Origin of the sequence: Edaphobacter paludis, assembly GCF_039993895.1 — a bacterium.
Classification (GTDB): domain Bacteria; phylum Acidobacteriota; class Terriglobia; order Terriglobales; family Acidobacteriaceae; genus Edaphobacter; species Edaphobacter paludis.
The window spans coordinates 3,487,337-3,513,799 of record NZ_CP121194.1; the positions used below are offsets into that span (position 1 = coordinate 3,487,337).

Annotated in this window: 18 protein-coding genes and 1 tRNA gene; 11 read left to right on the forward strand and 8 right to left on the reverse strand. The window is 56.6% G+C overall.

Annotated features, from left to right (window positions below):
- Positions 1 to 3 precede the first annotated feature (3 nt).
- Positions 4 to 3,339, reverse strand: coding sequence for a carboxypeptidase-like regulatory domain-containing protein (locus tag P4G45_RS14535; protein ID WP_348267197.1), 3,336 nt, complete (start codon positions 3,337 to 3,339; stop codon positions 4 to 6).
- Between the two features lie 284 nt (positions 3,340 to 3,623).
- Between P4G45_RS14535 and P4G45_RS14540 the strand changes: the two genes are divergently transcribed.
- The 3 genes from P4G45_RS14540 to P4G45_RS14550 all read left to right on the forward strand — a co-directional run bounded on the left by P4G45_RS14540 (position 3,624) and on the right by P4G45_RS14550 (position 6,101).
- Positions 3,624 to 4,478 carry a FadR/GntR family transcriptional regulator gene (locus P4G45_RS14540; protein ID WP_348267198.1) on the forward strand — a complete coding sequence of 285 codons (855 nt, stop codon included), beginning with the start codon at positions 3,624 to 3,626 and terminating at the stop codon, positions 4,476 to 4,478.
- Positions 4,479 to 4,615: 137 nt separating this feature from the next.
- On the forward strand, positions 4,616 to 4,888 hold the full coding sequence (locus tag P4G45_RS14545) for a phosphopantetheine-binding protein (RefSeq protein WP_348267199.1): 273 nt from the start codon (positions 4,616 to 4,618) through the stop codon (positions 4,886 to 4,888).
- Position 4,889: 1 nt separating this feature from the next.
- Positions 4,890 to 6,101, forward strand: a complete 1,212-nt coding sequence (locus P4G45_RS14550) for a beta-ketoacyl-[acyl-carrier-protein] synthase family protein (RefSeq protein ID WP_348267200.1) — start codon at positions 4,890 to 4,892, stop codon at positions 6,099 to 6,101.
- Here the strand turns inward: P4G45_RS14550 and P4G45_RS14555 are convergent.
- The 4 genes from P4G45_RS14555 to P4G45_RS14570 all read right to left on the reverse strand — a co-directional run bounded on the left by P4G45_RS14555 (position 6,085) and on the right by P4G45_RS14570 (position 14,181).
- Positions 6,085 to 7,095, reverse strand: a complete 1,011-nt coding sequence (locus tag P4G45_RS14555) for an SDR family NAD(P)-dependent oxidoreductase (RefSeq protein ID WP_348267201.1) — start codon at positions 7,093 to 7,095, stop codon at positions 6,085 to 6,087. The genes P4G45_RS14550 and P4G45_RS14555 overlap by 17 nt on opposite strands.
- A gap of 1 nt (position 7,096) precedes the next feature.
- Complete coding sequence (locus tag P4G45_RS14560; RefSeq protein WP_348267202.1) at positions 7,097 to 8,395, reverse strand: aminotransferase class I/II-fold pyridoxal phosphate-dependent enzyme; 1,299 nt, start codon at positions 8,393 to 8,395, stop codon at positions 7,097 to 7,099.
- Positions 8,396 to 8,628: 233 nt separating this feature from the next.
- Positions 8,629 to 12,987, reverse strand: a complete 4,359-nt coding sequence (locus P4G45_RS14565) for a hypothetical protein (RefSeq protein ID WP_348267203.1) — start codon at positions 12,985 to 12,987, stop codon at positions 8,629 to 8,631.
- A 153-nt stretch (positions 12,988 to 13,140) separates the two neighbouring features.
- Positions 13,141 to 14,181 carry a hypothetical protein gene (locus P4G45_RS14570; RefSeq protein ID WP_348267204.1) on the reverse strand — a complete coding sequence of 347 codons (1,041 nt, stop codon included), beginning with the start codon at positions 14,179 to 14,181 and terminating at the stop codon, positions 13,141 to 13,143.
- A gap of 153 nt (positions 14,182 to 14,334) precedes the next feature.
- On the opposite strand from P4G45_RS14570, the gene P4G45_RS14575 reads away from it, so the two are divergent.
- From P4G45_RS14575 to P4G45_RS14595, 5 genes are all read left to right on the forward strand, one after another.
- On the forward strand, positions 14,335 to 15,687 hold the full coding sequence (locus tag P4G45_RS14575; RefSeq protein WP_348267205.1) for an alkaline phosphatase family protein: 1,353 nt from the start codon (positions 14,335 to 14,337) through the stop codon (positions 15,685 to 15,687).
- A gap of 18 nt (positions 15,688 to 15,705) precedes the next feature.
- Positions 15,706 to 16,122: a hypothetical protein gene (locus tag P4G45_RS14580; RefSeq protein ID WP_348267206.1), complete on the forward strand. Its 417-nt coding sequence runs from the start codon at positions 15,706 to 15,708 to the stop codon at positions 16,120 to 16,122.
- On the forward strand, positions 16,119 to 17,549 hold the full coding sequence (locus tag P4G45_RS14585) for a hypothetical protein (RefSeq protein ID WP_348267207.1): 1,431 nt from the start codon (positions 16,119 to 16,121) through the stop codon (positions 17,547 to 17,549). The genes P4G45_RS14580 and P4G45_RS14585 overlap by 4 nt, the downstream gene beginning before the upstream one ends.
- A gap of 38 nt (positions 17,550 to 17,587) precedes the next feature.
- Positions 17,588 to 19,213 (forward strand): FAD-dependent oxidoreductase, encoded by a 1,626-nt coding sequence (locus tag P4G45_RS14590; RefSeq protein WP_348267208.1) that lies wholly within the window; start codon positions 17,588 to 17,590, stop codon positions 19,211 to 19,213.
- A gap of 171 nt (positions 19,214 to 19,384) precedes the next feature.
- A complete protein-coding gene (locus P4G45_RS14595; protein ID WP_348267209.1) occupies positions 19,385 to 20,164 on the forward strand; it encodes a toll/interleukin-1 receptor domain-containing protein in 780 nt (259 codons plus the stop codon).
- A 13-nt stretch (positions 20,165 to 20,177) separates the two neighbouring features.
- Here P4G45_RS14595 and P4G45_RS14600 read toward each other — a convergent pair whose 3' ends face one another.
- The gene (locus P4G45_RS14600; RefSeq protein WP_348267210.1) at positions 20,178 to 21,062 is read right to left on the reverse strand and encodes a DUF3365 domain-containing protein; all 885 of its coding nucleotides are present in this window, start codon (positions 21,060 to 21,062) and stop codon (positions 20,178 to 20,180) included.
- A gap of 135 nt (positions 21,063 to 21,197) precedes the next feature.
- Between P4G45_RS14600 and P4G45_RS14605 the strand changes: the two genes are divergently transcribed.
- The 3 genes from P4G45_RS14605 (at position 21,198) to P4G45_RS14615 (ending at position 24,488) form a co-directional block, all read left to right on the forward strand.
- A complete protein-coding gene (locus P4G45_RS14605) occupies positions 21,198 to 21,659 on the forward strand; it encodes a DUF4231 domain-containing protein (RefSeq protein ID WP_348267211.1) in 462 nt (153 codons plus the stop codon).
- A 133-nt stretch (positions 21,660 to 21,792) separates the two neighbouring features.
- Positions 21,793 to 22,230, forward strand: coding sequence for a lysozyme (locus P4G45_RS14610; protein ID WP_348267212.1), 438 nt, complete (start codon positions 21,793 to 21,795; stop codon positions 22,228 to 22,230).
- A gap of 113 nt (positions 22,231 to 22,343) precedes the next feature.
- Positions 22,344 to 24,488, forward strand: a complete 2,145-nt coding sequence (locus tag P4G45_RS14615; RefSeq protein ID WP_348267213.1) for a hypothetical protein — start codon at positions 22,344 to 22,346, stop codon at positions 24,486 to 24,488.
- Between the two features lie 287 nt (positions 24,489 to 24,775).
- On the opposite strand, the gene P4G45_RS14620 is transcribed toward P4G45_RS14615, so the two are convergent.
- Both P4G45_RS14620 and P4G45_RS14625 read right to left on the reverse strand, forming a co-directional pair.
- A tRNA-Thr gene (locus P4G45_RS14620) sits at positions 24,776 to 24,851 on the reverse strand.
- A 400-nt stretch (positions 24,852 to 25,251) separates the two neighbouring features.
- On the reverse strand, positions 25,252 to 26,433 hold the full coding sequence (locus P4G45_RS14625; protein WP_348267214.1) for a DUF6599 family protein: 1,182 nt from the start codon (positions 26,431 to 26,433) through the stop codon (positions 25,252 to 25,254).
- Positions 26,434 to 26,463 lie beyond the last annotated feature (30 nt).

Here is a 26,463-nt window from a genome sequence, read left to right on the forward strand (position 1 = left end):
TCATTAGAAGTTGTACTTGAGCGCAAATTGAATATCGCGCGAGGGAATAGAGGTTGAAGTTATCGTGCAGCAAGACGAGGCGTCAATCGTCGAACTTGGGGCATTGAAGCTGGTCGTATTTGGCAGGTTGAAGAATTCGGCGCGGAAAGAGAGTGTAGACTCTCCCGGCATTGCAAAGTCCTTGAAGATTGACGCATCGTATTGGCGGAAGGCGTCCGATTGCAGTGTATTCGCGCGGACCTGTCCATAGGTATACTGCGGGGCCACGACATATTTCGTCTTGTCGAACCAGTTCGTCAACGTCTGATGGAACGTCCGCGACCCTCCGGCGGGATTCAGATTCGGCCGCTGGCCGCCAACACCGGTATTCGCCCTGTCCGACGAGACCACGGGTGTATAGGGAGTTCCGCTACGCAAAACAATAATCGTCTGGACCTGCCATCCACCTAACGCCGCATCCACAACCCTGTTGCTGTTCCCCATGTATTTTCTGCCTCTTCCTACCGGCAACTGATAGGTTCCACTGATCGCCAGATTCTGAGGGGTGTTGTACGGAGAATAGGTCCTCTCATACCCCTGATTGCCGCCAATCGCAGGCGATTGGTTCGACTGCATGAACTTGGACCAGGTATACGAGATCAACCCCGTCAGACCATTGCCTGCACGATGCTCAATCTTCGTCTGCAGTGACTGATAGGTCGTTCCAAGATCCTGAGATTGATAAGTGATCGTTCCCCAGGGCTGGTAAGGGCGTCGCGCCTGTACTCCACCGGGAGCCGGCGTCGGATCGTTGAAGTCGTCCGTACTCTGTAGATGGACTCCGTGATTGCCTACATAAGCGATATCGAATACCGTCTTAGGCGAGAGTTGCTGCTGCACACCGAGACTATAGTGCTGGTTTGAACCGACCTTCAAATGAGTCAGTGTCGGCAGAAGCGATGGATTTGCAGTCGCAGAACCAAGTTGCGAGCCGAGAAAGAAATTCGCTGTCGTCCGGGTCGGGACAACATTCTGCGTCTGATTGACCGTCTCCGACAACAGGAACGGTAGAATATTGCGATTGACTCGACCACCGGTTCCTTCAGGCTCATAGAAAATCCCGAAGCCGCCGCGAACAACTGTATCGTTGCCCAAAGGACGCCATGCAAATCCTACTCTGGGGCCAAATTGAGTGCGGTCGGTATACGTAATCGAATAAGGAAGCCCTGCCTGGCTGCTGGTCTGTATATACTTGCCGAAAAACTGGTAGGCGGCAGGAGCAGCATATTGCGACGATAGGTCGACCTTATCCGTATTGCTCTCAACGATGATCGGCTTGGACTGCGTCGGATCGAACGTGCCCAGCTGTCCTTTATAACCATTCAGCCACGGCGAATACTCGTACCGCAGACCGACGTTCACCGTAAGCCTTCCGTTCACTCGAATGTCATCCTGGGCAAAGTACTGGTGATACCAGCGTTGTCCGCCAAAGTTATTCCCTGGGTAGGCACGGGCCACAGAGGCTGGATACCCAAGCAGGAAATCCGCGAACGCATCCCCACCGGCAGGCTTCGTTGGAGTGGCAGTCGGGTTCTGTGTCTCGATGCCGGTAAAGTTGAAGATGCCGGCGTAGTTTGAGCTGTCATACCCAATCCACTGATAGTAGCGGACTAGCACTCCAAACTTTAGAGAATGCTTTCCCTTGAGAATTGTGAATGTGTCCGTCGGTTCAAACACGGTACGGTCCTGCGACTTGGGACGTTGATCGAAGGCCGAGCCCTGTAGAGCGCTGTACCCACTGAAGGAATAGTCCGGGAAGGATCCGCCAGTCCCTGGCCGAAGTAACCCGCTGAATCCCTGAATGCCATTCACCCCGTTGAAATCAGGCCCTTGCAGGAATGCAGCGAGCCGCACATGGCTGGGAAGGTAATGGACGCGGAAGTCCTGAACCTTATTCGCGCCAATATTTGTGATGAGGCCTACGGCGATGTCTTGTCCGTTTGAGGTCAGCGATGCCGTCTTTAGCGCTGGCGCGGCGTTAGGGTCAACCTCGCGATTATTGACGTACACCCAGCGTCCGAAAAGGCGGTTGGAGGAATTGATCTGATGGTCGATTCGTATGGTGAACTGGTCCCAGTCGATCGCTTGTGACGGAACTGCCTTGAAGCTGCTTGCACCGCTGTTTGCATGTGGAATATAGGCCAGTACCGCCACTGCCTGCGATGGAATCCGCGATGGGCAGATAACGTTGAGCACTCCATTACAACTGATCTGGTTGCGCGTCGTGGTCGTGCCAGTCGTTGTGGTTGTCAGCGGATCATAGATTGGTTTCAACCCCGGCGCACTGAAGTCCCCATTTCGTTCGGCATCTGTCGGCACAATGCTGTTGATGACCAGTCCCTGACGAAGCCTTTGCGCTTCATAGTCAAGGAAGAAGAATGTTCTGTCTTTCCCGCTGTACAGATGAGGAATCGACAGTGGGCCGCCAATAGCGCCCCCGAACTGATTGCGCTTCAAGATGGCGCGGGTAGCGGAGAAGTAGTTGCGCGCATCCAGCTTGTCGTTGCGAATGAATTCGAATATGCCGCCGTGAAACTTATTCGTGCCGGATTTAGTGGTTGCGTTGAAAAACGCGCCTCCGCGGTTGTACTCCGCGGAATATGGGCTCTGCTGCACGCTGAACTCCTGTAGCGCGTCGATCGAGGTCTGGATGAACGTGCCGCCCTGGTGTTGTTCACTCACGTCTACGCCATCCAGCAGAAAGGAGATCGCGCTGCCCCGAATACCGCTGATCGTATTCCCATCCACCACCTCTGGCCGGATCGCCAGCGAATTGCCCGTCGGCGGCAGCAAGGCCGCGCCCGGCGTAAGTTCCGCCAGCCGGAAAAACCCACGGCCGTTCAGAGGCAGGCTCGTCAACTGTTGATTGGTGATAACAGTCCCTATCGTCGCCGTATCAGTGCTGAGCAGCGGCGTCTCCACCGTCACATCAATCGTCGTAGTCTCGGCGCCTAACTGTAGCGCAAGGTCTTCACGGACCACTTGGCCGACCTGCACTTCGACGTTTGACGTACTAACAACCGAAAAACCTTTGGCTGTAACGGTCAGGTTATAGACTCCGGCCTGCACCGGAGTAATCACAAATTCGCCGCTGGAATTTGTGGTGGCTGTCTGCACGATATTGGTTCCAAGATTGGTCGCTTTGACCACCGCATTCGGCACCAGCGCTCCCTGAGGATCGGTGATCTGCCCTACGAATCGGCCTGTCTCTACCTGGGCCTTCGCTCCTGGAGCGCAGAGAAAAAGAACCAGGCATGCTGTTATGAGACCCATTGCGACGCGGCGATCGATCTTTATCATGTACAACCTCGTATATTGCCCTCGCGGATATCGGGGCATCTTTTTTTGACGTGTGCAAAGGTAGTACCAAGATGCGAGAGATGTCAAATAAAATATCAATGGGGCTCGATATATCTTCGGAATATCCCTAATTTATTAGGGTTCCTTAGGAAAAATTAAAGTGAAGTGACTAATCGCCGGGGACGAAGAAGTGCCGAGAACCGGACATAACGGTCGTACCAAAAAATACATCTCCGCGGATCAATGATTTGACAAAGCATGCGATGGTGCGGATTATTTGAGAAATGAATGGAAGACGGAAGTCTCCGATCGACGATAGTGAACACATTCTTCGCAATAAGGATGATGTCACTCACCTGCTCATTCTCCGTTTCCAGCAACTGCTGAGCGATGGCGTACTCGCTCCAGGCACAAAGCTCCCGTCCGAGCGCGAACTGGCCGCAAATTTTGGAGTCGCGCGGTCATCTCTGCGTCAGGCGCTCAAGGTCCTGGAGATCATGGGCGTCATAACGCAGAAGGTCGGCGATGGCAGCTACCTGAACAAAGACGCATCCTCGGTTCTCGCCGTGCCCATGGAATTTTTGTTCTTGCTCGATGACACGTCACTTCAGGAGCTGACCGAGATGCGCCTGATGATGGAACCGGCGCTCGCCGCCAAAGCTGCCGAACGTGCGAACTCCCAGCACATCGCCCTCTTGAGGCAATCCATCGTCGATCTTGAACAGAGCAAGCACGACCGCGTCAAGCTGGTAGCAGCGGATATTCTCTTCCACCGTGCCATCTTTCAGGCGTCCGGCAACCGTCTCGTGGGGCGACTCTTTCACACCATTCACCGTGCCATGTTGAATATGATCATGGTGACTTCGCAGCTCGTCGATCTCGAACACACGCTGCACTTCCACAAACCTATTTTGGATGCCATCGAACAGCGTAATCCTGAACTTGCCGCCCGCCTGATGACTGATCACCTGAATGATGCTCAAGATCTGTTGCTACACAGCCGCGATCAGGAAAGATCGCGTAAATTGCGAGATCATCTTGCTGCCAGCTCGTCGCTCCACAAACGCCCTGCCAAGGCAGCGCCGAAATCAACCGGGCGCTCGAAAGCCAAAAAAACTCCAACTCGCATTCATTCATGAATCCGAAAGTAGGCCCGCGGGCATTTGAACGCTGGCAACCGGCGCTCCATGTATCAACCTTCTGAGACTCAAGGTAGAATTGGCTCTGCAAAGCCAGTTCACACCAGTTTTTTTGGTGGCAAGGATCATGCCCGACTGTGACAGACGACACCATCCAGGATCGAGTTCTAAAGGTCATCGCGACCACAAAGCGCATCCCTCTCGCGGACGTGCGCCCCGACAGCAGCTTTGAGTCGCTCGAGATCGACTCACTCGACCGTCTCAACATCCTCTTTGGCCTCGAAAGCGAGTTCGACATCGAGATCAACGATGACGATGCCAAGGAGATTCAGAACATTCACGAGATGATCGAAGGCATCACCCAGCTTGTTCAGGCGAATACGAAGACGCCTTCTTCGCCCGGCGAGTAATATGCACCGCGTCGTCGTCACGGGAACAGGTGTCATCAGCGCTCTCGGCAACAATGCGTCCAGCTTCTGGCAGTCGATGATCTCAGGGACCTCCGGCATTCGCGAGATCACCAGCGTCGATGTCTCGCAACTCCGCTTCAAGAACGGCGCCGAGGTTCTGAACTACGTCCCCGAGGAGCACTTTGCACTAAGAGATATCGACATGATGGATCGCTTCGCGCAGTTCGCCGTCGTCGCTGCCCGCGAAGCCATCGCCGAAGCCGGCATCGAATGGACCCCGGAGCTGCGCGAAACTACCGCCATCGTTACGGGCTCATGCCTGGGGGGCAGGAGCGCAGAAGAGAGCGGCTACTGGGAGCTCTTCCACAACGGCAAAAATCGCGTCCATCCTTACACCATTCCGCTCGGCATGAGTAACGCCGGCACCAGCCACATCAGTATGCAATTCGGCATCGAAGGCCCCGCATATAACATCTCTACGGCCTGCGCCTCCTCCGCCCACGCCATCGGGGATGCCTTCTGGATGGTCCGCTCCGGCGTCGCTCCCATGGCGATCGCCGGAGGCAGTGAAGCCCCCTTTCTGCTCGGCGGCCTCAAGGCATGGGAGGCAATGCGTGTCGTCAGCAAAGACACCTGCCGCCCTTTCTCCGCCGAGCGCAGCGGCCTCGTCCTTGGCGAAGGAGCCGCAATGCTTGTGCTCGAGACTCTCGAAGCGGCGCTCGCTCGGGGAGCACGCCCCCTCGCCGAGATCGTGGGATTCGGCATGTCGGCTGACGCCGCTCACATCACACAGCCGGTTACCAAAGGCCCCGTTCGAGCAATGCGCATGGCCCTGCGCGACGCCAACCTCGCCCCCGAGCAGATTGGCTACATCAACGCCCATGGAACCGCCACCGAGGCCAACGATCGCATCGAAACCGCCGCCATTCGCGATACCTTCGGGACGCACGCCGACAAGCTCGCTGTCAGCTCTACCAAATCGATGCACGGCCACGCGCTCGGAGCCGCCGGCGCCCTCGAAGCTGTCGCCAGCATTCTCAGCCTCAGGCATGGCATTCTTCCGCCCACCGCCAACTTTCTTACAGCGGATGCCGCCTGCAATCTGGATGTCATCCCCAATCGGGCCCGTGCGACCGCCGTCGAGGCTTGTCTCTCGAACTCGTTCGCCTTTGGCGGACTGAACGCTGTTCTGGCCTTCAAATCTCTAGGCTAGACATTTCCAAGTTCTTCACCCACTCCACAGACCGCGCGATACCCTCATCCATCGACACACGCGAAACAAAGCCGAGTTCAGCCCGGGCCTTGCTGTTCGGAAACTCCTGATCCCTGCCCAGCAGAAACACCGCATGACGCGTCAGCATGGGCCGCCCTGGCAGCCTCCTCATCCAGCGGTACGGAGCCTCCATCGCGCTCGCAATAGCCATCGCAGCCCCGAATGAAAGATTGATCCACGGCGGCTTGAACCCCAGTCCCGCAGCCAGCGCCTCCACGTAGGTCTTCCAGCTCGCGCCCGTTCCATCCGACAGGTTGTACACCTGCCCTGCGGTCTCTGAGCTACGCGCCGCTGCAATGATCGCGTCTACGGCATTGTCGACATACAAAAAGCCGCCAGTCGCTCGTCCTCCACTGACATACGCCATCTGCCCCTTCCGAAGCAGCTCCGCAAAGTCCGTAACGAATGCCTTCCCCCTCGGCCCGTAGATGGTCGCAGGCCGAAGCACCGTCACTGGAAGCCCCTCGCTCGAGGCTCGCCATACTGCCTCTTCTGCCAGAATCTTCGTTCGGTTATAAGGAAGCCCTATGTCGCGCACCTCACCCGTCTCTGCGCACGGAACGACTGGGTAACCATAAATATCGGTCGTACTGACATGGATGAATCGCTGAAGCTGGCGCGCTTCGACTGCCGCCGCCAACAACATCTCCGTACCTCTGACATTGCTTCCGAAGTAAACCTCCGTAGAAGCCCAGTCCGTCGACGCCGCCGCGCAATGAAAGATATGGGTAGCATCTCGCACGGCCTCGATCAGCGATTCGCGGTCCGTCAGGTCTCCGCGAACGACACGCAACCGGTGTGGCGAGATTGCTGAAAGATGCCTCAGGTCAGAGCTGCGGCGCGCCAGCACGGTCACCTGCTCGCCTTGGCTCGCCAGCACCTCCGCCAGCCGTCCACCCAGAAAGCCACTGGCTCCCGTCACCAGGACGGGCACCTTATGCGCTCCGCATCTTCTCGAAAACATCAAGCGCAAACTGGAGATGCTCCTCCGTATGCGCAGCCGTCACGCACAGCCTCAGTCGGGCTGAACCCTGCGCCACTGCCGGAAATAACACCGGAGAGACCAGAATCCCGTAGTCGCGCAGCTTCCGCGCAAACAGTGCCGTCTTGGCGTCATCGTGCAGCATCACCGGAATCACCGCCGTCTCCGACAGCCCTGTGTCATATCCGAGGCTTTGCAACCCCTCGCGAAGAAATAGCGCATTCACCTGCAGCCGAGCAACTCGCTCCGGTTCATCTTTTAGAATTTTCAGCGCCGCACAAGTAGCCGCGGCAACTGGCGCAGCCATTGCGCCCGAAAAGATAAACGGGGCCGAAGCATGCTGCAGAAAAATAGCCAGCCGTTGCGAGACCGCCGCAAATCCGCCACTGGATGGAATCGCCTTTGCCAAGGACCCGGTCCAGATATCGACCTCCGCCGTCGGCACACCGAAGTGCTCATCCGTCCCTCTCCCGCGCTCGCCCAACACGCCGCTGGCGTGCGACTCATCCATCAGGAGAAAGCAATTAAACTCATTCTTCAGGGCGATCAGGTCTGGAAGGCAACCGATGTCGCCGTCCATCGAAAACACTCCATCGGAGATAATCAGCGTGCGATTGGCTCCGGTCTCCTTCTCCAACTGATGCCGCAGGGAGGTGGGGTCATTGTGCGCAAAAGTCTGGATGGGAACACCCGCCAGGCGACAGGCATCCATAAGGCTCCGGTGCGACAAAGCATCTGCAATAACGCGATCGGCAGGCCCGAACAATGCGCCGATGACGGCAAGATTTGCCGCGTATCCAGACGTAAAGGTGATCGCCGCCTCCGTCCCTTTGAACCGCGCCACCATCTCTTCCAACTCGTGATGAAGATCGAGCGTGCCGGTCAAAAGACGGGCTCCCCCTGTCCCCGTGCCGTACTTCCGTACGGCCGCTATCGCCGCCTCGTCTACCCTTGGGTCCCCGATGAGCCCCAGGTAGTCGTACGATGACAGCATCAGCATCTTGTGGCCGTCCATTTCGACTACCGGCCCAGACCGCGTGCTCAGAGAAGCCTGAAATGGATAAGCGTCCATGGAACATGCCAGCGCTGTATTTTCAAATATTCTTCGCGCCCGCGCATCCATCAGATCACGCTTTTTATAGCTGTCTTCAACGTTGCCAATGAAGTAGTCCTGAAACATATGCCCCGAAGACGAGGGAAAATCCTTCTTGACCGTGGAGGAATTCTTTGGAAGGGGCGGGGACTGATTCATGAGTATTTACTATACTGCGGTTTCAAACTGCCCACTATATGGGGCCCGCATATGGAGAACGATGAAAGCGATGACTTATCGACACTAACTTCTTTATTTTGTTCAACAGCTTGTAAACGATTGGCAACATGGATGGACGCGCTCCCATTTGCTGTTTTGCTCACTATTTTCATGTCACTGCATGACCTTCCCACCAAATCCCTCATTTCTGGAGGAGCGTCCCACAACTCCCTTCATTTCACGACCTGAAGGCCTGGTTGGACGATCCTGTAGAGAGTGCCGCCTATCTGCGGGAACTGATAGGCAAGCCAGGTCAGTACCGGGAGCGCCCCGAAGGTAGCAAGGCGGAGATAGAATTCCCATCCGAGTTCGTTGGCTGTCGTGTCGGTGATACGGCTCAGAATGGCGTTGCGGTGCATTTGGGCGAAGACCCAGACGAAACCCAGGGTCAACAGGGCTAGAAGGATGGTGAAGCACCAGTCGATGAAGGCGTGCGGCTGGAACGGGTAGGAGTTCCACGCGATCAGCGCAAGAACGAAAGCGGCGGACACAAAGAGCATCAGATAGCGGATATTGAGGAGCACGGAACGGATTAGGGCGACGTAGCGGATCACGAGGAGTTCTTCGGCGAGTTCGACGAACGAGGGTTCGCTGGGTGAAGCTTCTTTTGGCTTCACTATTTCGTCTTGCTTTTCCTTGGGCAGGCTGACCTCTTCGACGAGACCAGTTCGCTTCTCGTCCCAATATTGATCGAGGAAGTCGTCGATGAGAATCGTGCAGAACCGGGCATAGCCTTGCTCGATGTGGAAGATGCTGCAAAGGTCAGCCGATGACGCGGGGACGTCCCAGATGCACTCGGAGGGAACCGGAGATTCCTTCTGTCTGGCTCGCTCGAGCGTCGTAGCCAGTGTTTCGCTCGCAGCGGGAGCGGTGGGTGCCACAGACGCTTTTACCTCGGAAGGCGGCTGGACTTCAAGTGGTGGCGCGGGCGGCGTGGAGGGGACGGATTCCCGCTTACCGCCGGCGTGGATGCTCTCAATGAGCTCGTGGATACGGAGATTAATGACTTCGTATTCGTCTGAGAGTTTCTTCTTCAGCTCGGTGTTGTCCTTGAGGTCCGGATGATGGACGAGTTGGCGAATGGCCTCCGTGGAGCGGCCCATGTCGCGCCAACGAATGTGAAGACCCTTCTGGCGAAGCATGCTCAGCCAACCCCCTCCCTTGTATCGGGTGAAGGCAAACCTTATGGGCATCCGTTCGAGGGGCTCGAGCAGTCCCCTGCTTATAGACCCCCAAATGAGGATGACCCTGAGCCAGCCGGAGAGGGCGACCATGATGAGAGGAAAGAAGAGAGCGGTGATGAGGAGTTCATAGAACGTGGGGGCGTCGGTCCAGAGGAAGGTGCTGAAGATAAACCGGTCGAGGCTGTGAACGTGCGTCGCGAAGATACAGAGGTAGAAGAGAACTCCATAGATGCACCCCAGGACTAGATCGAGGTGATGCCTGGCCCAGTTCGCAACCCTGCCAGGCCATCTTCCCGGATCGCTTTTCAATTTTGTCCCAAACCGCCATATAACCTCTCGGGTAATGAGCAGACAGGTGATGTTGGCATAGAGGCAGTTGTCGCTGGAACCGGTGCAGCTCTCGAGGGTGTTGTCGGGAACGAAGAGTGGGTAGGCGTTGTGAGAAGGCGAATAAGGATGAGCAAGAGGGGTAAAACGCGGGAGCCGGGGCCTGTGTATGTCGGAGAAGCGGAGCCTAGCTGTCTGATAGATAGCCCAGAGATACCAGGCAAAGAGCAGAAGGAGAATCGGGAGGAGGGGGCAGACTCCGCTGAGCGGCTGGAGGCAGCGATAGCTGAAGTAGAGACCGGCGTAGCTGTGATAACCCTCGAGTCCGTCGCTGTTACAAATTACGGCCCACAAACCGATAATGCCGACGAGAGCGGCCAGGGCAATGACATTGAAAAATCGGTATATGGGGCGCCGTTTCGGCCATAAGTAGCGCCTAGTCTTCCAGCCGGTGCAGATGCAAGCCATGAGCGCGGAAACGAGGGTTAGCCATGCAAGGATATGGCCGGTGAGCGCGAGATGAAAGTAGTGGCCAACCCGGAGTAAAGGATAATCCACGACAAAGGCTATTGCTGCGAGCACGGCGGTGCCAATGTTGAGATGGACGGCGCGGCGGTGGGGAAGGTCGTTATGGTCGATTGCGAGATCGCGCGTGGAGGGCGACCAGAAGTCGGCTGCCAGCAAGAGCACGCAGTGGCCTATGCAGGCGAGAAAGATAAAGGCGACGAGGATGCCCCAGAGAAGAGCGGGAGAGATACCAGAGTTCCGGTTGATCGATTCGGGGACATCATTCCAGATTTTGCGAGTCGGCGGGGGTGGAGTCTTGGCCGAGACCGTAGTAGCACTGTCCTCCATGCATGGACCAAGGAGAAAAGACTGCGCTTTTGGCGGCGTGGCAGAGGGTTCTTCCTTTGCCGGCCAGATAGTAGGCAGGATCGCGTCGAAGCCGCTGCCGCACCAGTTGAGAACGGCAAGGGGATAGTAACCGTCAGCACCGATGACTGTCGCCCAGAGAGGAATCTGCTGAAACTGTACCGGAGGTGAAGGATCGTCTTTTCTGGGGACAGGGTAGTTGCGGTATCCCGCAAGGTGGGGCAGGTCGCCGTAGGGGCCGTTCCAGAAGGTAAAGCTGGCTGCGTTATAGATTGCCTCCGCCTGATAGTCGGCATGAAGCCACTGCACATGTTCCCCGAAATCGAGCATTGAAAGGAGGTAGGGAGAGATGGAGATGGAGCCGATGTAGGGGGTGTTGTCGGCGTCGCGCTCGAACAGGAGGTCGCCGCCGCTGAGGATGACGAGGCGGGCGTCGGGGCAGGCGCGATGGAGGAACTGAGCCAGAAAGATGTCGTCGAGAACGTTTGAGGCCGAGATGAGGATGAACTGGCTGCGCACGTGTTGGAGTTGATGGGCGATGGCCATGAGCTGCGCTTCGATAGATAGCGGACTCTGATTGGTGGAGAAGCGCGGAACCGTGTCGTCGGCGGTGTAGTCCTTGAGGGAAAGATTGAGATAAGGCGTTGGCGGCGCGGAGGGGTTGGGCTTGGAGGTCTGGGAGGCCTCTGCGTTGCGAAGCAGTGAGAGTTCGCGAGGAAAACGAAGGTAAAGGATTGGGCCTTTTGTTGCCAGATCCACGTCGGACGGCCGTGAGCCACGCGAAGGGGTGGCGTTAGGCGGCGAAGGATTCGCAGCGGCTGGGGCCTTTCCGTGCCCAGATCTCGCATTTTTGCCCTTCTCAGCTGATGCTTTTGTGTTGTGCTCGGCTTTCTGTTCCATAGGTTTTGTAGCGTTGCTTCCGTAGACGGTTAAGGCCTCGGACAGCACGGCGACGCGCCTGAGGTCGTATCCGGCTGCAGCAAGTGATTGCAGGAAACGTTCCTGTTCGAACCCGACATTTTCCCCGAAGGAGCGGTAAATATGTCTTCCCGCTGGATCAAGCTCACGGGCGGCGATGAGGGTGCTGGTGATACCGCTAATCGACACGCAGTATTCACTGGCATTCGGGAAGGCTGCTTCTATTCCAGCGTGCAGAGAAGAGGCGGACCCAGAGTAAAACGGCCCGAGGATGGATACCTTATTTGCCGCAGCGATTTTTGCGCAGGGCTCTTCCGTCGTGCCTGGCTGCTCAGGCTGCCGATTCTTTGACGCGTCGGCTGCACTGCCGGGCTGGAGTGCGGAAACTGGCGCCGAGTTGTCCGTTTCATTGACGGATTGAGTTGACGTCTCCGCCGGTTGGGGCGAAGACCAATAGGGAATGGAAAGAGTCGCCTTGCAGTCTCTTCTTAATAGCTTTTCGTACGAGAAAGCTTTCTGAAGTTGATTGCCGTTGACGCCAAGAGATGGTGTTTCGCCGACCAAAAAGAGATAGATAACGCGGCGATAGTTCGTCCATTCGAAGCCATTCATGCGGCGGCTGTCCCATTCACTCGCATCGGGAGCATAGCGAAGGATGATAAGACCTGGTTGGCGTTCGCGGGCGTTGTCCTCCTCGGTGGGCCTGGTGGCGGTCGAGGTAGATTCACCTGTCGAGGACGTGCTGATCTGGCTTCGCCATGGAAGCCAATAGTTACTGCTCACATAGTGGTTGTCGGCAGCGGCAAGAAGGATCGCGTCGATCGATCGATCGAAATCGAGAGCGAGATGGCTGTGAATCGGGTCTGGAACCGTGGCGACGATAGTGCTGATCTCAGTGGGATGATCGGTAAACCTGGGTATGTTCCAGGCATTGGGTCCACACGAGGCCTTGTCCTCAGATGGCTTGAGTTGCAGCTTCAGTCCGTCCGTCTGGGCAATAGTAACGCCATGAGGAGAAGTTTCCTGACTTGAGGGATCAACTGTTCGCGCGGCGGACCAATAGCTACGAGAGGCCAACCATGGACCTTCGCCTGTGGCGAACTTTGCAGTTGATTCCACATTGGGAACCTCGTGCTGGTCCGTATTGGGAGTTGTCCGGGTTCGGGCCTGAAACATCATCCCCGCCAGTAGGGTTGCTCCAAGGGTAACAACGCCTGTTCCTTTGTTCATATGCGTCCTTCTGGCTTAGCTTTCTGCCTGGAGGCTGATTCAGATGCGTATCCGAATATGCTCCCCAACCGAGACGCCGGATGAGTAAGTCGGATCCGACGTTCGTTGGACTAAGGGCTCTGAGAGGAAGAATGGGTTCCGCTCAATTAACTCTTAACTCTTCGATTTGTCTTTCGAACCTTCGTCGTGGCTCTTCTCGCGAGGCTTCACCGTCGAGCGGACGACCATGATCTTGTTCAACGCATCGAACCAGAAGGGTGCTCCGAGAGAGATAGCAATGGCGGTGAGAAACCAACCGAGCAGCATGCTTGGCCGAGCAGTAATCCAGTCGAAACACTTAGCAATTTTTTCTCGAGGAGTTTTTGCGTTCGGATCGCCCGGTGGCCAGCCAACTGGAATTCCCAGATCGTTTATCTCGTCGAACGAATGCTTTGCTTCGTTGATTCTTTTGTCAATGGTTTCACCTGTGCCGTCATTGGGGCCCGTGGGATTTTTGGTCGCTTCCGCAGCGGCAACTATCGATTGGCGCATCGTAGAGTCTTTGGAGAGCTGCCTGACGATTCGGATGGTATCGGCGTTCATGGCCACGGCCATAACGAGCCCAATCCCGAAAAGGACCCGCAGTGTCCGGTATTTGTACCAGCCAGAGACCCGATCCATCGCGCTGTTGTACCAGGCTTCTACGCTCTTCTGGAGCTTTGTGGCATCGTCTCCAGCCATCGCGATCATTGACATCAGCGGTTTACCCACCTTCTCGGTATCGGCATTTTCGGCCAAGGCGGTCGCAGCAGTTTTGAACGCCTGGGTGATTGTCGCGGTCTGCTGGACAATTGTGGGCACCAGACCGCCGCCGACTGGAGGAACCTGAGCCGCGTGAGGCTTGAGCTCCGAAAAGGGTTGGGCGATGGAATCGAGCAATGCAATCGCAAAGTTTTCGGATGGAATATAAGAGGGCAGATTCCTGCGCTTCTTCTTGGGATCGAACTCTCCTCGAAATAAGCCGTAGACCTGTCCGTGGTTATAGACCTTTTGCACGAGGCCGGTCACCGATTCATCACTGAGGAGGGTTTGAATCCCGAGCAGCAATTCCTTTCCCCTCATGTTGAGCGAAGAGAGGATGAGTTCGGCAATCGTGGTCGCAAAGACACTGAGGAGCAGAAATATGAATACCACTCCGATGGCTATGTCTAGCATCGAAGATCCGAACATAAGCGCCGACCTCGAATTCCATTTGCAGAGCGCTTCGCTTCATGTGGTTGAGCGAAACGAGAACTGCAACAGAGTTATGTAACGACCTAACCTAGGGCCCGGGGTGGAGCGAATCAACATACGTTCGGGGAGGAGCCAATGTCAAGGATTTCGTGGTGTGCGTGTGTGCCCGATATCGTAGCCTCTATGGTGCAAGTTCCCGTAGACAATCGGGCAATGTTGCCGCATACTGTCTGTTCATCAAAACAGGTGAACGGCATGATGCCTGATAAGTCAAAGCCCGGAATACAGAACCTCAGGCATGTTGTCGTCCTAATGATGGAGAACCGCTCCTTCGACCACATGCTGGGTGACCTTACTAAGACGAACCCCGCCATTGACGGTATCAAGGGAACTGAGTCCAACCCTGACACGACCGGCGTTCAAATCCCCGTTCAACCGCTGGCGGAATATCAAAGTCAACTCGATCCCGACCCAAACCACCACTTCGCCGCCGTCAACCTGCAGATATTCGATGACCCCCTCAACGGTCCGCCTCTGCCGCCCACCATGCAGGGCTTCGTCAAGAGCTATTTCAACCAGCAGCAGAACGTCGCCCACTCCCACGACATCCTTTACTACTTCACACGAGACAAGCTCCCCGTCCTCACTACCCTTGCGACCGAATTCGCAGTCTTCAACCGCTGGTTTGCCTCCATCCCCGGTCCCACCATCTGCAATCGTGCCTTCGCCCACTACGGTACCTCCTTTGGTCAGGTCAGCATGGACGTCTTCTACGAGGGCAAGCAATACAAGAGCATCTACAACCGCATGCTCGACGCGGGCCGCACCGTCAAGCTGTTCTATTACGACACGGCCAGTTCAACCATGGAGGTCGTCAACCTCCTGCAGAACGAACCCAGTCTCTTCGGAACCTTCAGTGATTTTCTCCGCGCCTGCGATCAGAACGCGCTGCCCGATTACTGCTTCATCGAACCCAACTACACCGACCACGATGCTCCGGACGGCAGCGGCGAAGCCATCGCGTGCGATCAGCACCCCGACCATGACGTCCGCGCCGGCGAGCAATTCATCGCCACCATCTACAACAAGATCCGAGAAAATCCTGCGCTTTGGTCCACCACTGCTCTTCTGATCGTCTATGACGAACACGGCGGGATCTACGACCACGTTTCCCCACCCGCCTGCACCTCAGACGGCTTCGTCGCACAGCCAAGCGAAACCGGAACCCACGACGCGTTTCACTTTGATCGCCTCGGTGTACGCGTCCCCGCCATTCTCGTCTCCCCCTGGGTCCCGAAAGGCACTGTCATCAATGACGTGTTCGAGCACGCCTCCATCCCCGCCACCGTGACCCAGTGGTTTATCCCGAACTTCGACGCCACCCATGCTCGCTCTCCCCGCGAAATCGCCTCCAACACCTTCCTCGACCATCTCTCACTCAACACCGTGCGAGACAGCAACGACTGTCCCGACTTCCAACTCAGCTGATTTGCAGGAGGCGTCATCATGACCGCCATTCTTGTACCTGGGCCCCCGAAAGAATCCTTCAACAAACACCGCCCTCTCTCCGACCTGCTTCTGTCGCAGGTCAAGCATTTCCAGCACGTCGAGGCCAAACTCGACCCGTCATTACGCACGAACTTCTCCCCGCGGGACGTGCTCACAGAGAACACAGCAGCCCAATACATCGCCCAGATGACCAACATCCTGCGAGGCCTCGCCCCAGTAAAGGCCGCACCCGACGGTCCCATTCCCGTTCCATTACAATCCAAAGTCGCCACAAAGCCCATTCGGCCTTCCAGTGGAATTCCCCTTGCCGCCGCTGCGGACCCAACCGTGAACAGCAAACCCGGCTCCGCTACACCGACACAAGCCGAACCCAACAAGCGCAAGTCGCCTCGGCGCTCGGGCAGGAAGCCGTGAGGGACCCCGCGCGTTCCTTGCTCATCACCCGGCTTGCGCTCGTCGTCATAGCCCTCGGGGTGGTGCCATCACTGGCGCAGTCCGGCAATGAGAGCCGCGTCCACTCGGACTTCCGTCGCGAGGGCGAAGCCCTGCAATCGTGCAAGACCTTCACCTTCGGCAATCTCGCCAACTGCGCGGAGACTGCCGCCACCGGCCAGCCCATGCACGTCGCAGTCGGCAGCCTCGCCCCTCAGAACGGCGTCGCCGCCGGTCTGGCATTCGTTGAACACAAAGATTTTATCTCAGATTGGCGACTCAACTGGGATCTTGACGCCGTCGCCAGCGGCAACGGCTCCTGGCGAGCTGGCTCGTATATGAAAGCCTACCGCCAGCCCGGCGGCAAGATCATCGTCGTATACCCCGGAACCACTTCTCCACCAAAGCACAACCCCCTCTACCGCACTGCTCCGCTCTTCAATCTTTACGCAGAGACCACGTCGCTCAACCTGATCTACTACTACGGCCTGGGACCCCACACCCTCCCGGCGGCACGCAGCTTCTTCGGCCTCACACAGACCATCCTTGGCACCAACGCAATCGTGCCTCTTGCTGGCAAGGCCGGCCTCTCGATCATCGGCGAGCTCAATGGCCGCTTCCCTCAACTGCGTGGCAACCGGAACGGAGGCAGCCCGTCCATCGAACAGGTCTACAACGAATCCACAGCTCCGGGTCTCACCAATCAACCCGGATATTTCCAAGCCGGTGAAGGTCTCCGCCTCCGTCCCTCTCTCTTTCGCGATACGCTACGCCTTAATTACCTTTTGCAGTTCCAGCAGTTCGTCGCCGCCTCCAACTCGCACTACAGCTTTCGGCGCTGGACCACCGACCTGAACCACACCATTCCTCTGTACCGAAATGTGCGGCTCACCCAGGCCAACGACCAGAACGGACCAGACAGCTGCTCTATCAGTTCCTCGAATACGAATTGCCCCCGCGTCTCCCTTACGCAGAATCTCGAAGGCTCCATCAACGTTCGCCTCCTGATGACAGGCTCTATAGCGAGCGCCGGAAGCGTGGTTCCCTTCTACTTCGATCCCACCATTGGCGGCTCCGACCTCAACGGACAACCCATCCTGGCCAGCTATCCCGACTACCGCTTCCGAGCCCCCAACCTTCTGCTCCTGCGCGGAACCTTCGAGCACTCCCTGGGCAAACTCCCCGCAGGGTTTCTCTTCTCCGTCGACGAGGCGAAGGTCGGCCTCAACCGCAGTGACATCTCCTTCGATCACCTGCAGCATACCTACACAGCTGGTCTCACACTCCACGCCGGGGGTCTTCCGGTCGTCTACCTGCTCTTCGCGTGGGGTGGCAACGAGGGCCATCACACGACGGCCAGCATCAGCAACGTTCTTCTGGGCGGTTCTTCGCGACCCTCCCTTTTCTAAGTTCTGGGTCTGATCTTCCGTGTAGTTGCGAGGCAAGCATGTCTTATAAGATCGCAATTCTAGGTGGCGGTGTTGGCGGCCTCAGCGCCGCACACGAATTGATCGAGCGTGGATTCGCGGTCTCTGTGTTCGAGCGCAACCACGTCTTCGGAGGCAAAGCGCGGAGCCTATATGTCCCCAATTCCGGTACCGGCGGACGTCGTGACCTTCCCGGTGAGCATGGCTTCCGGTTCTTCCCCGCGTTCTACAAACATCTGCCGGACACCCTGAAGCGAATCCCGTTCCCGGGCAATGTAAGTGTCTTCAACAATCTCGTGCATGCGACGCGCATCGAGGTCGCACAGGCCGGGAAGCCGCCTCTGATCCTCACCGCAAGGCTGCCGCAAACTATGGAGGATTGGCTGCTCGCCTTCAAGGAACTCTTCGAAGGCATCGGCGTTCCCGACGACGAGGTGCTCTTCTTCGCCGACCGCCTGCTCACTCTTCTCACCAGTTGTCCTGAGCGCCGGGTATCGGAGTATGAACAGATATCGTGGTGGACCTTTGTCGCCGCCGCGAGCCACTCTGCCATCTATCAGACGCTCCTGGCAGAGGGCCTCACGCGATCTCTTGTAGCTGTCCGGGCTCAGGAGGGAAGCACACGGACCGTCGGATACATCCTTCTGCAATTGATCTTCGGCATCCTGACGTGGGGAGGATTCGACCGCCTGCTCAGCGGTCCGACAAGCGAAGTGTGGCTCTTGCCATGGGTACAGTACCTTTCCCAAAAGGGCGTCCAGTTTCAGCCCGACACCACCATCAAGGCCTTCAATAGCGATGCCAGTGGGCTCACCAGCGTCACCGTCGAGCAAGGTGGCCAGCAAGCCGAGATCTCGGCGGACTTCTACATCTCCGCCCTGCCAGTCGAGATCATGACAGGTCTGGTCACCAGCGAGATGAAGACGCTGGCACCCTCGCTTGCACACCTTGACAGCCTCCGGACAGCATGGATGAACGGTATTCAATTCTTCCTCAAGCAGGATGTCCCGCTCGACTTCGGTCATACCCTCTATGCAGACTCGCCGTGGGCGCTCACCTCCGTGTCGCAAAGACAGTTCTGGCAACAGGCTAATCTTGCCGACTACGGAGACGGGCAGGTGGGCGGCCTTCTCTCTGCGGATATCTCCGACTGGGAGACGCCCGGCATCCTCTACGGCAAACCGGCAATGCAATGTACCGCTCAGGAGATCAAGGATGAAGTCTGGGCACAGATGAAGGCCCACCTCAACGTCGCCGGAGCCGAGCCCATCCGCGACGACAATTTGCTCACCTGGTTCCTCGACCCCGACGTACAGTTCCCGAACCCTTCTGCAGTCACCAACCTCGAGCCGCTACTCATCAACACAGCAAACTCACTGCAATATCGTCCGAACGCGGCCACCGAAATACCGAACCTGTTTCTTGCTTCCGACTACGTGCGCACCTATACCGATCTTGCCTGCATGGAGGCGGCGAACGAGGCCGCCCGCCGTGCAGTCAATGCGATCCTCACGAAGACTGGCTCAACGCAGCCACCAGCCTCTTTATGGGAGATGCAGGAGCCTGATTGCTTCAAACCTCTGATCGAGTACGACCGTCTGCGATTTCGCATGGGCCTGTCCCACACAAGTATTGGACCGATCTAAATCTGATTCAGATCGGATTTGCAGCCGGCCAGCATCCGGAGTTGTTAGAGGCTGGATTGAATCGTGCGGAAGTGCTGGAGTACACTCTGTTTTTGCGCATCGAGACGAGGTCGGGACAGATTCCGGACTTTCTCACTTACACTTTCCTTCCTCCGAGATTTGTTTCCGCCTTTGGGAGGCATTCTGCGATCCATCTTCGTCAACTATCGAAGGAGCGATTCGGCGGGCGAAGCTGGCCGCCTCTTTGATGATCTAACGTCGCACTTTAGCCCTGAGTCGGTATTTATGGACGTGGCGGGAATCGAGCCTGGGCGGGATTTCAGGAAGGCCATCGATCAGAGTGTGGCAACCTGCACTGTTGTGCTTGCGGTGATCGGGCAAGAGTGGCTGGACATGAGGGATTCTCATGGAGGTCGGCGCCTGGACGATGCAAGCGACTTCGTGCGGATCGAGCTTGCTTCGGCGCTTCGACGGGATATACCGGTGGTGCCCGTGCTGGTGCGCGGAGCGAAGATGCCCTCAGCGGAACAGCTTCCTGATGACCTGAAGGAACTGGCTTATCGAAATGCGGTTGAATTAACCCACGCTCGCTGGAAGTCGGATGTCCACGTGCTACTCCAGGCCCTGCGGCCCTATCTTAACGTCGGAGACGTGAGTGCGACTGTGGAGCATCGCGAGGACCGAGAAAGAGAGTTGGGTCGTCCCGTGGAAGAGGCGTCCGGGGAACACAGGACAGGCAGCAGATCCGATGCGGCCGCTTTGAAGTTCGAGCCACAGACGATGGAGCGCATCATCAAGGAACTCGCGGCATTTATCGGGCCGATCTCAGAGGTTGTCATAAAGCGGGCGGCGAAGCGATGTTCGTCGGTCGAGGAGCTTTACGAGATGGCGGCGCGTGAAATCGAAACAGAAGCAGACCGGGCGAAGTTCCTTCGGTCGTGCCGGAACTAGGCTGGTCGTACGGCTACTCTTCTTCAAACATCTTGAGCGCTTTTGCAAGGCTAAGCTGCATCCGGTTGAAGGATGAGGCGACGGTTGCGATCTCGTCTTTGCCGTGGACTTTGATCGGAGGCACGTTCTTTTCGCCGCGGCTGACACGGTCGGCAGTCGTAGAGACTATCTTCAGCGGCCGAATCACGAACAGGTAGACACCGGCGTCCAAGGCCAGAATGGCGACCACAAGTGTAAGGATGAGATAGAGCAGCAGCTGGTGATACGCGCGGTTGGCGATATCGATAGCAACCGTCATTGGCACGGAGACAATCTGAGCACCTACGATCTCATTGTTCTTCCATCCGAAACCGTTCGTCGAGCCGTAGACGGCGAGCATGGCTCGCGGAGCAGCGGATGGAACGCCGTGGCACTCAAGACAATCTGGACTCACCTTAATCGGATTCGCAATGTAAAGCGATTGGCCGGAGGGGGTTGAGCGCTGGCTCGTGATCTGTGGCTCACCATGGTTCCGAAGCTCGTTGATGATGTCGGCTTCCCAATCCGAGGCTCTGTCCTCGAGATTTGTAGGATTAAGTGTGGTTTCCCTATAAATGTAATCGGCGTATTTGGGGTTGTCCTTGCGGAGATTATTGAAGGTGGTTGTGGCTGCATAAAAGGGAATGGTTTCGGAGAGAAAGTGTACCCGGTGCCTGGGGTTTTGCTGAAGAAGCGGGGACAGATCGGACGCGGTATAGTCGCGCACGGATTGGGCGCTGGCCAGCATCAACCGCGCCTGCTCGAGGACTTCCCGGCGCGCATTCCGGATAAGGAAGGAATAGGCGAGATGAGAGATTAAGAGGCCACCCGCCGCGAAGATGACAAGCAGAATCAGATTGAATTTAGCCAGGAGTTTCATGGGTGCTCGGCTCCATTCCGATTGAGACCACTCGAGAACGAATGAGTTACCGCACTGTTATAGCACCCAGTCAACCAGACCGCTGCTAAGAAATGCCGGATGTATATTGCAGGGAGCGTATCGAGGAGACCTCCCATGGTTGAAACGACGGAATCGGTTATCGGCGACGATCCAATCTTTGACCGGCTCGAAGACCAGATCAAATGGTACGACCGGAAGAGCCGATCGGCGCAGCATATCTACAAGCGCGTCAAGGTGGTGGAAATCCTCGCGGCTGCAATTATCCCGTTGCTGGCAGGCTTGAATTTCCCGCACGATAAGTTGACGACCGCAGGTCTCGGCGTACTCATCACGGTCCTGGAAGGGATTCTCCATCTAAACCAGTACCAGCAGCTTTGGAGCACGTATCGCTCTACCTGTGAAGCGCTGAAACATGAGAAGCACGTTTATCTGGGCAAAGCAGGACCCTATGCGGGACTGGCCGATCCGCACGCGCTACTCGCCGAACGAGTCGAGGCCTGCGTTTCGCAGGAACACGCGCAATGGAGCTCGATCCAGCAACCGACAGGGAAGGCGCAAAAGACCAACGAACCTTGATCCATGGATTACGGAGGACCTGCCCACCTCTGCGCGAAAGTCATTGGAAATTTATCGACAATCTTTATTGAAAATTAGTTTGCCCGCGCATACTCTCATTGAGAAATGCTCAGACAAAACCGGAGGGTTACTTGTGTCCAACTTCACCTATAGCGACTCGGGCCTCGGTTTAACGAAGCGGTTTGAGGGTCTTAATCTGAACTCCTATCAGGACCAGGTAGGAGTCTGGACCATTGGCTACGGACACACCGGACCCAGCGTGCATGGTGGCCTCACCATCACTCAGGATCAGGCTGACCAATTGCTCCTGAGCGATATCGCAGCCTCGGTCACCTGCGTCAACGGCGCGGTCACGGCCACGATCAACCAGAACCAGTTCGACGCACTGGTTGATTTTGTCTTCAACCTCGGGTGTTCGGCGCTGCTCTCCTCAACATTGCTGCGCCACCTGAATGCCGGTGACTTCGCGGCCGCAGCTCCACAGTTTCTGCTTTGGGATCACGCTGGCGGCGTTGTAATTCCCGGCCTTCTTCGTCGTCGTCAGGCGGAGAGAGACCTGTTCCAGACTTAGGGGACTGCCTGAAAAAGTGGCAACTCCGTCTTCACCTTCTGCATGAACTCGTGATTGCCGACGTTTTGTCACTGGTAAAGTCTACTCATTTGCGCTCGCCTCGAGAGGTATTTATGGCAACCATCAACATCACCGATAGTTCCGCCGCCCAAGCCAGCATCGATCTCGCAACGTCTGCTTCGGACTTTGGGTCAAACCCAGCTTCTGCCTTGCGTTTCATCGATAACGACATCGTCAAGATGCTGGATCTGACGATTGACCAGGCGCCGCTCTCGAATCTTTCTCTAGGGTTTAGCTACACACCCTCCTTTGCGGTTGGGGCAGATTCTAAGTTCACCGTCGGCGGAGCTCTCACCTCGACCTTTTCCATCTTTCGCCGTCCACCGCATCCTGAGGCCGGAGCACCTCTTCCAAATCTCTTCCCGAGTGATCCCCTCGGCGACGATCCGCTGAGCCTGAGTGATACCTGTTACACCATGCTGCAATGTGCCGTGGGCCTGAACCTTGAGGCTACCGACAAATCTTCGCCCTACGCATTTGTCGGAGGCTCGAAGCTGCAGGCCTCAGCTTCGATATACCTTCCGTACCCGAAATCATCCGGTTATCCGACACTCAAAACCGCGCTGGCCGAGGCATTCAGTAATTACTCAATCCCTACGACACGCCTGGCATTGGCGGCACTCCCTGAAGGACACATCTTCACGTACGATGTGTCGGGAACACTTACCGCTACGGGAAAATTCAACCTGGTGGCGGCCGTGAATCCCACCGTGTCAGCTGGAGTGACAGAGACCATCGAGCTGCTGAGCGTCGATGTCGGCCCGGAAGTCACGGTTGGGGGGTGCATTACCCTCGCCTCCGACTTCCAGATTCGGGTCCGCAAGATCGGCGCCAATTCTCTTCGGATCGGGCACTATCGCAAACGCGGTTCCACCCTCACCGTTACCTTTGATGCCGGTGCGAGCGTCGATGCAACGGCGGGCGGTGTCGATCTCATTGCCCCTATCTTTAAGTTGCTGGGCTCCGGCTCTGACGTGAGCAAACAATGGCTCGAGCAGCAAGGTGCGAAGGATCTGGCCGACGACATTCAGGATTCGCTCACCAAAGCGGTCCAACAGAAATTATCGATTGCACTCGACGCAGAAACCGATGTTACCGCCTCCGATAGCTCCGCGTTTCTCTTCGATTTTGACCTGGCGGAGCTGGATACGCAGGGCCAAAGAGCATTGGATGCCCTGCTGATAGGAGATCTGGGCCAGTTGATCATGGCCGGTCCACTACCGAAGGGAATAACCAAGCACGCAAGCGTGCTCGATCGGATACGGAGTACGACTCACACACTCTCAGTGAACTTCCTGGGGGTTCTCAGCTATGCGGATATCACGAAATACGCGCTGCAATCGACTGCAAAGTACACGGAGAACGGAGAGATCGCGCTTATGGACAAGGCTACGGCAAGCCAGACTGCCGTCACTGCGACTCCGCTCGTGGCCTCACAGCGCCTCCATCATCTATTAGCAGATCTGTTCACGGCCACCGTCTCCTATCACTGCTCCGCTGGCAATGCCGCACCAGACTTCACAGCCATCCAGCAGTTCTACGACTATGAACGCAAGGTTGATCCTTCTACGCTAGGCTGGTTCCGCGATCTGGCCATCCAATTGGGGAAAGAGTATCAATTGCCCGGTGGTCCGTTTGGTGGCCCCGCCTGGATGAACATACTGCTTACCTATAAGAAACGTGACGCCATGTTGCTATTTTTGGATTCTTCAGGCCACGCTCGTCCGCAAAGCGACTTCGTCATCATCGGTCGCCGGGCGATGGCTGCAGCCGTTGAGGCGAACCCAGTTGTCGGCTATCTTGCTCATATGCAGGAATCCGAACCTTACTGGGATGCAATCGTGGACAAGGATCCAGGGAATCTTGCGTGGCCCATGAATGGGCTGCAGAAGACCGAATTTGGCATGGCCTGCTTTGCTGTAGGTAGTTGGGCCTCCTCTATGAGCAAGGTGTCGAAGTTAATCGAACAGATGATTACCTACACAGGAAGCCATGATGCAAGTAGCCTTCCTGCAGACAAAAACTTCCTTGACCTGCGCTCTCAGTTGGCTTCTCAGCTCAAACAGGCTAGTTCCAAACTGGTTGGGACATGGGTTCCAGGTTGGAGCATTTTCGCTGTGTATTTCTGCCATGCGCCCTCATCTGGGAACGTGGCGCTCGGCTTCCTTAAACAGAGCTTCATCGATTCACTCCCGTAAATGGGACAGTATTGAATACTGTGCACGCCACACTTTCGCGACCAGCATGCTTACTCAAGGGATGAACCTGGTGAGGTCAAGGGACTCATAGGACACGAGGACGTGAAGACCACTGTGAAATACCTGCACCTCAACACCCAAGGGAGGCTGCGGCAGTAGATCAATCCGAGCAACAGTTTCCAAGTTGCTGCGTCTTTTCAAGGAGGTGGCCTGAAGTCGATTCCCACCAAACTCCCACAATCGTTCTGAAGGAATCAGACCCAACCAAGTTTAAGTAATTGAAATTATGGAGCCGATGAGCGGAGTTGAACCGCTGACCTACTGATTACGAATCAGTTGCTCTACCAACTGAGCTACATCGGCCTGCCTCACCCATTCTAGCGGTACATCGCCTATCCGCCAAATCGGATTTCCTCTACCCAAGGCGTCGCCCACACCCTTCTGCCAACCGTCACGCAATCACCGAGAAAAGCGAAGAGGCCACCCGGCAACAGGGTGGCCTCTTCTTTAGGGAGAATAGTTCCAACGGAGGCAAAGCCATCAGAACTTTCTGGCGAAATACTAAGTTTGCCAAAATCCGGTGTCAAGGCCAAAACTTCATCGGCATAACTCTTTATTTAGGAAATAGTTACAGGGGTTACTTCTTATACAACAGAGGCGTCGTATTCGCTATATATTCGCTCTTCATCGCACCCCAGCTTTCTAAACCACCCTCAAATCAGCCGTTTAGGATGCCTACTGCACCGTCGCCGGTGCAATGATGTCATCCTTCCGGGTGAGGCGTTTGCCCTTCAAGGTGGATCTTCTCGGATCGACCGCTAAGGTCGATCCGCAAAAACTCCGGCTCGGTGGCGGCAGGCTTCCCTTGCAAGACGCGGATCGCCGCCCTTCCAAACCCCAGAAACAGCCCGAGTATCACCGCGGCCAGCGCCAATATGCCCGACAGAATGGCGATGCTGGTCAGCAGGCTCACCGTCTTGTAGATCTCCGTTCTAAACTCTGGCGGAGGTGTCTTGTTCCAGGTAAACACATCGCGCAGATGGATTCCCTCGACCATCTTCTGCGCGGCATCTGGACTCCATGAACCCGTCGTCATCGAGACGAGCGGTCCTTCGCGCCGCAGCTTCACCGTTCCCGCTGCTGCGCCCTGACGATTCATCTCTGCCACAATCGCCCGTCCGTGGTTGCCTGCTATCTGCGGCGTCGGATAGAGCAACAGAGTCAACATGCCACCACCCTTATATTTCGCCATCACCACTTCGGCGCTTTTATCGAAGCCGATGATTGCTCCAGGCAGCACGCCGCCCATCGCCTGATAGCCCACCGGTCCGAGCGCATATCGTACCGACTCAACTTCCAAGCCCTTCGCGGGCAGCAGCGTCGGCAGCAGCGGAGATTGCGCCTTCGGGCCTCCCACCTTCGGCAGCGTCGTCTCCAGCCGCCGCAGATCGTTCACCACAGGGGCGCCCGCGTTGCTCGCGTTCGCCACGACGACGGTCGTTCCGCTGCGAAAGATAAACTCTCCCGCGCCTGATGCCGCCATCTCGGAGCCAATCTTTCCATCTCTGGGCATAACCATCCGCGAGTCGGGCTTGCGCAGGAAGGTAAAGGCGCTCGCCGCTCCCGTCGCATCGCCAAACTGGTATGCCTCGAGAATCATCGTCCCGGTTTTATTGGAGCGACGGTAGGTCATCTGGCTGGCCCGACTCAAACCGTCCTCTTTCAATACCGCTCCGGTCACTCCCTCTGGTTGCAGGCAGTCGACGCACGACGGCGAGGTTCCCTCTGGCTGCCATGGACCAAACTGCGTCGGCAATAGAGGGATCGGAGGCTCCACCAGCATCGTCTTCGCCGTCTGCCCGAAAGCCGAAGGCATAAACCCGACCAGGCACAATAGCAAAACGCAATGCACCATCCGACGAAGATTGAAATTGAAAGTACCCATAGCGAATCCGCCCTTGCTATCGGTCAGACT

Excerpts from the sequence above, each read along its gene's own strand:
- P4G45_RS14535 (WP_348267197.1), bottom strand. The coding sequence starts at position 3,339 with ATGATAAAGATCGATCGCCGCGTCGCAATGGGTCTCATAACAGCATGC.
- P4G45_RS14540 (WP_348267198.1), top strand. The coding sequence starts at position 3,624 with ATGAATGGAAGACGGAAGTCTCCGATCGACGATAGTGAACACATTCTT.
- P4G45_RS14550 (WP_348267200.1), top strand. The coding sequence starts at position 4,890 with ATGCACCGCGTCGTCGTCACGGGAACAGGTGTCATCAGCGCTCTCGGC.
- P4G45_RS14560 (WP_348267202.1), bottom strand. The coding sequence starts at position 8,395 with ATGAATCAGTCCCCGCCCCTTCCAAAGAATTCCTCCACGGTCAAGAAG.
- P4G45_RS14565 (WP_348267203.1), bottom strand. The coding sequence starts at position 12,987 with ATGAACAAAGGAACAGGCGTTGTTACCCTTGGAGCAACCCTACTGGCG.
- P4G45_RS14570 (WP_348267204.1), bottom strand. The coding sequence starts at position 14,181 with ATGCTAGACATAGCCATCGGAGTGGTATTCATATTTCTGCTCCTCAGT.
- P4G45_RS14575 (WP_348267205.1), top strand. The coding sequence starts at position 14,335 with ATGTCAAGGATTTCGTGGTGTGCGTGTGTGCCCGATATCGTAGCCTCT.
- P4G45_RS14580 (WP_348267206.1), top strand. The coding sequence starts at position 15,706 with ATGACCGCCATTCTTGTACCTGGGCCCCCGAAAGAATCCTTCAACAAA.
- P4G45_RS14590 (WP_348267208.1), top strand. The coding sequence starts at position 17,588 with ATGTCTTATAAGATCGCAATTCTAGGTGGCGGTGTTGGCGGCCTCAGC.
- P4G45_RS14600 (WP_348267210.1), bottom strand. The coding sequence starts at position 21,062 with ATGAAACTCCTGGCTAAATTCAATCTGATTCTGCTTGTCATCTTCGCG.
- P4G45_RS14605 (WP_348267211.1), top strand. The coding sequence starts at position 21,198 with ATGGTTGAAACGACGGAATCGGTTATCGGCGACGATCCAATCTTTGAC.
- P4G45_RS14615 (WP_348267213.1), top strand. The coding sequence starts at position 22,344 with ATGGCAACCATCAACATCACCGATAGTTCCGCCGCCCAAGCCAGCATC.
- P4G45_RS14625 (WP_348267214.1), bottom strand. The coding sequence starts at position 26,433 with ATGGGTACTTTCAATTTCAATCTTCGTCGGATGGTGCATTGCGTTTTG.